We start from the raw sequence: 8,042 nt of genomic DNA on the forward strand, positions 1-8,042 counted from the left end.
CGGCCGGGCGCCCGGCGTACGGCGCGAGCGCAACCCGCAGGTCGTCGATCGCCGCGCCGTCGCCGAGCCGCGCCCACACGAGCGCGCGGATCGCCGTCGCCGTGAGCCACAGGTAGTCGAACGGCAGCTGCGGCTGCTCGGGCCACGGTCCGAGGTACGACCGGGCCTCTCCGACCCGGTCGCCGCTCACGAGCGCGAGGGCGTACAGCTCTCGCAGCACCCGGCGGATGTCGTAGCGGTCGACCTGCTCACCGAGCTCGTCGGCCATGCCGGCGAGCGTGCCCTGCACGTGCCGGGCGACCGCCCGCTGGGCGAGGCCGATGCCGTTGCCGGGCACGAGCAGCGTCGCGAGCACCGACTCCGCCTCCGCGAGCCTTGCCTCGGACGCCGCGAAGTCGCCCTCGGCCTGGTCGAGGGTCGCGAGCCCCAGCCCCGCCACCATGAGCACCGGCGCGAGGTGGTGCCGCTGCGCGAGCGGCAGCGCCCGGTCGAGGTCGGCGCGGGCCGAGCCGGCGTCGCCGAGCGCACTGTGGTTCGCCGCCCGCTTCACCAGCGCGAGCGCCAGCGCCCGCTCGTCGCCGCGGCGGGCGCAGAGCCCGACCAGCTCGTCGGAGACCGGCAGCCGGCGCGCCAACAGGTCGGGGCTGCGCAGCACGGTGGACGCGAGCTGCAGCGCCTCGACCAGCACGGCCTCGTCGCCGAGCGTGCGCGCCGAGCCGAGGGCCTCGTCGACGAGCCCCTCGAACCGCGCGCCGGGTGGCTCGTGGATCGCCTCCACGGCCAGCGCCAGCTGCGCCCGCGCCCGCAGGTCGGGCCGGTCGGCGGGCACCGCGTCGATCAGGCGCTGCCAGAGGCGCACGGCGTCGAGATCGGTCACCGGTTGCGTCCGCCAGCTCCAGAGCACGTGCTCGGTCACCGACAGCGCTGTCTCGGCCGCGGTCACCCCGTCACCGCGTTCGAGCGCCGACGACGCGGCCCGGGCCAGCGGCTCCCACGCCGCGCCGACCAGCCCGGCCCGGCGCCGGGCCACGCCGAGCTCGTGGTCGAGCTGCTCGCGCTCGACGGTGACCGCCGAGGCGTCGAGGGCCTGCCGCTCGACCGCCAGCTCCGACAGCCGCACGGCATCACCGTGGGCGCCGCTGCGCGCCGCCTGCAGGGCCGCGCGGCGGGCGTAGGTCCACGCCGACCGCGCATGCTCGGCACCCGCGGCGCGGTAGTGCTCGGCGAGCGCGACCGCGTGATCGTCGAGCCGGCCGACGTGCACCTGCTCGATGGCGGCGGCGACGCGCGCGTGCCACCGCCGCCGCTGCGACACCGGCAGGTCGCCGTAGACCGCGTCGCGCGTCAGCGCGTGCGGGAAGCGAAGGCCCTCGGCGTCGTCGACCAGCAGTCCGGCCGCCAGCGCTGCGGCGAGGCCGTCGTCGAGCGAGCCGGGTGCGGCGTCCACGACCGCTTCGAGCACATCGAGGTCGACCGTGCGCCCGCCGACCGCCGCCGGCACGAGCACGGCCACCGCCGCCGGCGGCAGCTCGGCCAGCTGCTGCCGCACGACGTCGCGCACCCCGGCGGGCACGTCGCGCCAGCTGTCCCCGGACGCCGGCAGCCCCTCGCGCCCGAGCCGGACGACCTCGTGCACGAGGAACGGGTTGCCGCCCGTGCGTTCGCGCAGCCGCTCGGCGCCGGCGGCGTCCAGCACGACCCCGCTGCGGGACGCGACCAGCTCGGCCACGCCGTCGGCGTCCAGCCCGCCCAGCGCCAACCGCACCGGCGCGAGCCGCGCGAGGCGGGCCAGCGTCGCCGACAGCACCGGCGAAATCGGCGTCGGGTCGCGGTGGGTCACCACCAGCACCATCCCGGCGTGCGCGGCCAGGCCGGCGACCCGGCCGAGCAGGCGCAGGCTGTCCGGGTCGGCCCACTGCGCGTCGTCGAGCACGAGGCAGCTGCGGCGGGCCGCGGCGACGACGTCGTCGGCCAGCCCGAGCAGCAGCGAGGCGGCGTCGCCGGCCGCCTCCATCGGCAGCACCAGCTCGGGGACGGCCGCCGTCCAGCCGGCGAGGGCCTGCGACCCCTCCTGCTCCCAGCCGCCCCAGCGCACGGCGAGCCCGGCGCCGCGGGCGAGGTCGGCGACGGCCCGGGCGAGCCGCGACTTGCCGATGCCGGGCTCACCGGTCACGAGCACGAGCCGCCCCGCGCCGCGGGTGGCCGCGTCGATCACCTCGGCGGCACGGCGCAGTGCCTCGCCACGCCCGGGCAGGCTCGACAGCTGGTGAGCCGCGCCCGCCGGGGCGGCATCGATCGCCGCAGCGGTGGTGGTCGGTGGGGGAGCGGCGACCGGTCGCACCTCCTGCCGCAGCACCGCCTGCTCGAGGGCGGTGACCTCCGGCCCGGGGTCGAGCCCGAGCTCGTCGGCGAGATGCGCCCGCAACGTCCGCAGCGTCTCGAGCGCCTCGGCCTGCCGTCCCAGCCGGGCCTGCGCCGTGGCGAGCAGGGCCCACAGCCGTTCCCGCGTGGGATGGGCCGCGGTGAGTGCGGCGAGGTCGCCGAGCTGCGCGCCGGCGACGTCGCGGTCGACCCGCGCCGACCACCAGCGTTCGAGCCCGGTGGCCCGCAGGTCGGCGAGGCGGCGCGCCTCGGCCGCGAGCGCGGGGCAGAAGTCGAGCCCGGCGTAGGCCGGTGCGGCACTGACCGCGAGCGCCTCGTCCAGGCCCGCGTCGTCCGCCAGCAGCGCCTCGAACCGGCGGGCGTCGACGCTGCCGTCGGCGAGCAGCAGCGCGTACCCCGCCGGACGGGTCACCAGCAGCTGCGGTTCGGCCCGCGCATCGCGGTCGGGCTCGAGCTCGCGTCGCAGCTTCGCGATGTGCGTCTGCAGGGCGAGGGAGGCGCGGGTCGGCGCGCCCTCGGGCCACACCTGTTCGATGAGGCGCTCGGGCGGCACCGGGCGGTCGCGGGCGGCGACGAGCAGGCCGAGCACGGCGCGCCGCTTCGCGCCTCCGAGATCGAGCGCGCGACCGTCGCGCTCGATCTCCACCCCGCCGAACACCCGCACCTGCACCCGCGGATCGTAGATGGATCACCCAGCTGCGGCGTGGCACAAGCGCGCGGCAAGCGGGCGGCAAGCGTGGCTCGCGAGGGTCGGTCCATCACCGATCCCGAGAGGACCACTCGCATGACCCTCACCGCCTCACCCCTCGCCGCGCTGGCCGCCGCCATGCCGGTGCACCTGCCGGGCGACGACGGCTTCGCGGCCGCCGCCCTGCCGTGGAACGTCGCCGTCACCCAGCGTCCGGCCGCGGTCGTCGTGCCGGGCGACGCCGCCCAGGTCGCCGCCGTGGTGCGCGCCGCCGCGGCGACGGGCCTGCGTGTCGCCGCGCAGGGCACCGGGCACAACGCCGGCCCGCTCGGCGACCTGACCGACACCGTGCTCGTGCGCACCGGCCGCATGACCGACGTCGAGGTCGACCCCGTCACCGGCGACGTCACCGTCGGCGCCGGTGCGCTCTGGATCGACGCGGTGCAGGCCGCCGCACGCATCGGGCGGATCGTGCTGCACGGCTCGTCACCGGACGTCGGCGTCGTCGGCTACTCGCTCGGCGGCGGCCTCGGCTGGTACGCGCGCAGCCTGGGCCTGCAGACCAACGCGATCGTGCGGGCCGAGGTCGTGCTCGCCGACGGCCGCGTCGTCACGACCGACGCCGTGCGCGAGCCCGAACTGTTCTGGGCGCTGCGCGGCGGCGGCGGCAACCTCGGCGTCGTCACCCGCCTCACCTTCCGCAGCTTCGCGGTCGGGCCGGTGCAGGGCGGCTGGCTGGCGTGGCCGCTCGCCGACGCCGAGCGCGTGCTGCGCCGCTGGGTCGAATGGGCGCCGCAGGCACCGGACGGGGTCACGACCGCGTTCCGCACGCTGCGCCTGCCGCCGCTGCCGCAGCTTCCCGAGGCGGTGCGGGGCCGCGAGCTGGTCATGATCGACGGTGCGATGCTCGGCGACGGCGCCGAGGTGCTCGCACCGCTGCGCGACCTGCGTCCCGAGATCGACACCTTCACGACCGTCGACCCTGCGTCGCTCATCCGGCTGCACCTCGACCCCGAGGGCCCGACGCCGGTCGTGTCGGGCACCGCGCTGCTCGACGAGCTGCCCGAGGCCGGCATCCGCGCCTTCCTCGACGCAGCCGGCCCGGACGCCGCGACCTCGTTGCTGCTCGCCGAACTGCGGCAGCTCGGCGGCGCGATCGGGCGCCCCGCCGCCGGCGCCGGCGCGCTGTCGTGCGTGCCCGGCCGGTTCCTCGCCTTCGCCGCCGCGGTCGCCGGCGACCCGGCCGGCGCGGCCGCCGGCCGCGCGGACGCCGAGCGGCTGATGGCCGGGCTGCGTCCGCACGGCAACGGCAGGCAGTACCTCAACTTCGCCGAGGAGCGGGTGTCGGTGGCGTCCGCCTACGACGCGGCGGCGTGGATGCGCCTGCGGCGCGCCCGCGCGCTGTACGACCCGGCGGGCGTGCTGCGGGCGAACCACCCGGCGGAGTGAGGGAGGCCGGACCGATCAGGGACGCAACGCGGCCAGCAACTGCTCGTGCAGCACGCCGTTGCTGGCCGCGGCGTCGCCCCGGTGCACGCCGTCGACACCGTCGAGGCCGGTGAAGCGTCCACCCGCCTCGGTGACCACGGGGTAGAGCGCCGCCATGTCCCAGAGCGAGAGCTCCGGCTCGGCGGCCACGTCGACCGCGCCCTCGGCGACGAGCATGTACGACCAGAAGTCGCCGTAGGCGCGGCTGCGCCACACCGTCTCGGTGAGCGCGACGAGCCGGTCGCGCAGGCCCCGCTCAGTCCAGCCGGAGACGGAGGCGAACGACAGCGACGCGTCCGCGAGCGAGGCGACCGCCGACACCGCCAGCCGCCGCGGCTCCGCGCCGGACTCCTGCACGAACGCGCCCGCGCCGAGCGAACCCCACCAGCGGCGGCCGAGCGCGGGCGCCGACACGACGCCGACGACCGGGCAGTCGTCGTCCAGCAGTGCGATCAGCGTCGCCCACACCGGCACCCGGCGCACGAAGTTCTTCGTCCCGTCGATGGGGTCGATCACCCAGCGCCGGGCGGACATCCCGGACGACCCGAACTCCTCGCCGCTGACCGCGTCGTCGGGGCGCTGCTCGGCGAGCGCGCCGCGGATCGTCTGCTCGGCCGCCCGGTCGGCCTCGGTGACGGGCGTGAGGTCGGGCTTGGTCTCGATCCGCAGGTCCGCGGCGCCGTAGCGCGCCATGGTGACCCGGTCGGCCGCGTCGGCGAGGGTCAGCGCGAGGGAAAGATCCGCTGCATACGGGCTCACGCGGCGGAGGCTACCGTTTGGCTGTGGTCGAACCGCCGAGTGCCGCCGAGATCGAGAAGGTGCTGCGCTCGTACGTCAAGGACGGCCGGCTCACGACGATGCCGCGGGCCGGACGGAAGCGCTCGATCGTGCTCGACCACGTCGCGCAGCGGTTCGAGCCGGGCCTGCGCTACAGCGAGGTCGAGGTGAACCTGCTGCTGCGTCCGCTGTGGCCCGACGTCGCCGCGCTGCGCCGGTACCTCGTCGACGAGGGCATGCTCGCGCGGGCCGACGGGCAGTACTGGCGGATGGGCGGATCGGTGGAGATCGGATGACCGACCTGATGACCCGGGTGGCCGCGCGCGCCGGGGTGCCGCCGTTCTACGTCATGCGGGTGCTCGACGCCGTGGCCGAGCGCCGCGCCGCCGGGCTGCCCGTCATCGACCTCTCGGCCGGGCAGCCGTCGACCTCGGCCCCTGCGCCCGTGCGCCGTGCGGCAGCCGCCGCGCTCGAGCGCGACCGCATCGGCTACACGCCCGCCCTCGGGCACCGCGAGCTGCGGCAGGCCATCGCCGGGCACTACGCCCGCGACGGCGTTGAGGTCGACTGGGACAACGTCGTCGTCACCACCGGGTCGTCCGGCGGTTTCCTCTACGCCTTCCTGTCCGCCTTCGACGCCGGCGACACGGTGGCGATGGCGCGACCCGGGTACCCCGCCTACCGCAACATGCTCACCGCACTGGGCTGCCGGGTCGTCGAGCTGCCGTGCGGGCCGGAGAGCCGCTTCCAGCCGACCGTCGCGCAGCTCGAGGCCCTGGACGAGCCTCCCGCCGGCCTCGTGCTGGCGAGCCCTGCCAACCCGACCGGCACCATGGTCACGCCGGACGAGCTCGCCGCGCTCGCGCGCTGGTGCGACGAGCACGGCACGCGGCTGATCAGCGACGAGATCTACCACGGCCTCACCTACGGCATCGCGCCGTCGACGACGTGGGGCGTCACCCACCGCGCGGTGGTCGTCAACTCGTTCTCGAAGTACTTCTGCATGACCGGCTGGCGCATCGGCTGGCTGCTGGTGCCCGACGAGCTGCTCGACGCGGTCGACCGCATCGCCGGCAACTTCGCGATCTGCCCGCCCGCGCTCTCGCAGCTCGCGGCCCTCGCCGGGTTCGACGCCTATGAGGAGCTGGACGCGAACGTCGCCCGCTACGCCGAGAACCGCGCCCTGCTGCTCGACCGGCTGCCCGGGATCGGCCTCGACCGGCTCGCCCCCGCCGACGGCGCGTTCTACGTCTACGCCGACGTCCGCGAGCACACCGACGACTCGCTCAAGTGGTGCGCGCGCCTGCTGGACGACACGGGTGTGGCGCTCGCGCCCGGGCTCGACTTCGACGTCGTCGACGGCGGCCGCTTCGTGCGGATGTGCTTCGCGGGCGACGGCGCGCAGCTCGCCGAGGCCGTCGACCGGCTGGGCGTGTGGCTGCGCCGCTGATCGCCCGGATCGGCCAGACTGCCGGCATGGACACCGCCCCGGACGACGCGATCGCGCGCGTGCGCGAGATCTGTCTCGCCCTGCCGGGCGCGACCGAGCGCTGCAGCCACGGCTCGGCGTCGTTCTTCGCCGGCAAGCAGTTCGTGTCGATCGACGACCACCACCACGGCGCCGAGCACCTCGCGTTCTGGTGCCCGGCGCCGCCCGGTGCGCAGGAGGCGCTGGTCGCCCGCGACCCGGCCCGGTTCTTCCGGCCGCCCTACGTGGGGCACCGGGGCTGGGTCGGCGTGCGGATCGACGACGACCCAGACTGGGACGAGGCCGAGCTGCTCATCCGCGACGCCTACCGCCAGATCGCGCCGAAGCGGCTGCTGGCTCAGCTCGACGCGGGCACCGGGGCGACGACGACCGGTGCCGACTCGGCCGACTCGGCGCCCGACCGCATCGCGCGGACGACGTAGCGGTACTCCCGCCCGTTCACCAGATCGGTGTCGCGGTAGTACGTCGCGAGCGTGTGCGCGACGAGCAACCCGTCTCGGTACACCCGGTACGACGACGCCCCGCGCACGTCGTCCCACCGCAGGACGGCGGCCCGGTCGCGCGCCTGCGCGCGGATTGCGCCGGGCGCGCCGGGGATGTGCGCGGCCGGTGTGGCCGACGCCGGTTCCGACGGCGCCGACTCCGCCGTGCCGGCGACCGCGGCGACGGCGTAGGTGAACGTGGTGCCGTTCAGCAGGCGAAGATCGGTGTGGGCGGGGGACGTGGTCAGGGCCACCCCGCGGCCGTTCCGCAGCACGCGGTAGGCCGTCGCACCCGCGACCGGCTGCCAGCTCAGGTGGACGCACGCGCTGCCGGGCGCCGCGACCAGGCCGCGGGGGACCGGCGGTGGAACGTCGTCCCGTCCGGGTGCGTCCTCGTCGCGGACGAGCGGACCTGGCCCGGCCGGCTGCTGCAGCTGGGTCTGCGTCATCGGATGCCTCCCGCAGTGGAAGGAGGGGCCCCGCTGGCCACAGTGTCCGGCGTCGCCCCGCCCGCCGCTGTCGGGCGATCGGTCACCCGCTGCCGCACGTCGACTCGGCCGTCAGCCGAGGTGGGCCGAGACGACGAGGTTGCTGAGGTAGCTGCCGGTGACGGCGTCGAAGGCGCCGGTGCACGTGATCAGCCGCAGCACGGGCGACGCCTGCGGGCCGTACACCAGTCGGCTGGGGAACCGCGCCTTGACGAAGGTCTGCCGGTCGTCGACGACGAAGCGTCGGG

Annotated in this window: 7 protein-coding genes; 4 read left to right on the top strand and 3 right to left on the bottom strand. The window is 76.3% G+C overall.

Annotated elements, in window-relative coordinates; genetic code table 11:
• Window positions 1-3,052, bottom strand: a 3,052-nt coding sequence (locus ACTHMS_RS11630; protein WP_440306826.1) for a BTAD domain-containing putative transcriptional regulator, incomplete at its 3' end; no start/stop codon positions are given.
• A 114-nt stretch (window positions 3,053-3,166) separates the two neighbouring features.
• Here ACTHMS_RS11630 and ACTHMS_RS11635 point away from each other — a divergent pair.
• Window positions 3,167-4,519, top strand: coding sequence for an FAD-binding oxidoreductase (locus tag ACTHMS_RS11635; RefSeq protein WP_440306827.1), 1,353 nt, complete (start codon window positions 3,167-3,169; stop codon window positions 4,517-4,519).
• Between the two features lie 15 nt (window positions 4,520-4,534).
• On the opposite strand, the gene hisN is transcribed toward ACTHMS_RS11635, so the two are convergent.
• A complete protein-coding gene (gene hisN / locus ACTHMS_RS11640) occupies window positions 4,535-5,317 on the bottom strand; it encodes a histidinol-phosphatase (RefSeq protein WP_440306828.1) in 783 nt (260 codons plus the stop codon).
• A 23-nt stretch (window positions 5,318-5,340) separates the two neighbouring features.
• Here hisN and ACTHMS_RS11645 point away from each other — a divergent pair, with 23 nt between their 5' ends.
• The 3 genes from ACTHMS_RS11645 to ACTHMS_RS11655 are packed head-to-tail and all read left to right on the top strand — an operon-like array spanning window position 5,341 to window position 7,246.
• Window positions 5,341-5,631, top strand: a complete 291-nt coding sequence (locus ACTHMS_RS11645) for a DUF2087 domain-containing protein (RefSeq protein WP_440306829.1) — start codon at window positions 5,341-5,343, stop codon at window positions 5,629-5,631.
• Window positions 5,628-6,785, top strand: a complete 1,158-nt coding sequence (locus tag ACTHMS_RS11650; protein WP_440306830.1) for a pyridoxal phosphate-dependent aminotransferase — start codon at window positions 5,628-5,630, stop codon at window positions 6,783-6,785. The genes ACTHMS_RS11645 and ACTHMS_RS11650 overlap by 4 nt, the downstream gene beginning before the upstream one ends.
• A gap of 26 nt (window positions 6,786-6,811) precedes the next feature.
• Window positions 6,812-7,246 (top strand): MmcQ/YjbR family DNA-binding protein, encoded by a 435-nt coding sequence (locus tag ACTHMS_RS11655; protein ID WP_440306831.1) that lies wholly within the window; start codon window positions 6,812-6,814, stop codon window positions 7,244-7,246.
• Here ACTHMS_RS11655 and ACTHMS_RS11660 read toward each other — a convergent pair.
• Window positions 7,162-7,755 (bottom strand): fibronectin type III domain-containing protein, encoded by a 594-nt coding sequence (locus tag ACTHMS_RS11660; protein ID WP_440306832.1) that lies wholly within the window; start codon window positions 7,753-7,755, stop codon window positions 7,162-7,164. The genes ACTHMS_RS11655 and ACTHMS_RS11660 overlap by 85 nt on opposite strands.
• Between the last annotated feature and the right edge of the window lie 287 nt (window positions 7,756-8,042).

It is taken from the genome of Jatrophihabitans sp. (assembly GCF_051960575.1).
GTDB lineage: Bacteria > Actinomycetota > Actinomycetes > Mycobacteriales > Jatrophihabitantaceae > JBQCEE01.

Excerpts from the sequence above, each read along its gene's own strand:
- ACTHMS_RS11635 (WP_440306827.1), top strand. The coding sequence starts at position 3,167 with ATGACCCTCACCGCCTCACCCCTCGCCGCGCTGGCCGCCGCCATGCCG.
- ACTHMS_RS11650 (WP_440306830.1), top strand. The coding sequence starts at position 5,628 with ATGACCGACCTGATGACCCGGGTGGCCGCGCGCGCCGGGGTGCCGCCG.
- ACTHMS_RS11655 (WP_440306831.1), top strand. The coding sequence starts at position 6,812 with ATGGACACCGCCCCGGACGACGCGATCGCGCGCGTGCGCGAGATCTGT.
- ACTHMS_RS11660 (WP_440306832.1), bottom strand. The coding sequence starts at position 7,755 with ATGACGCAGACCCAGCTGCAGCAGCCGGCCGGGCCAGGTCCGCTCGTC.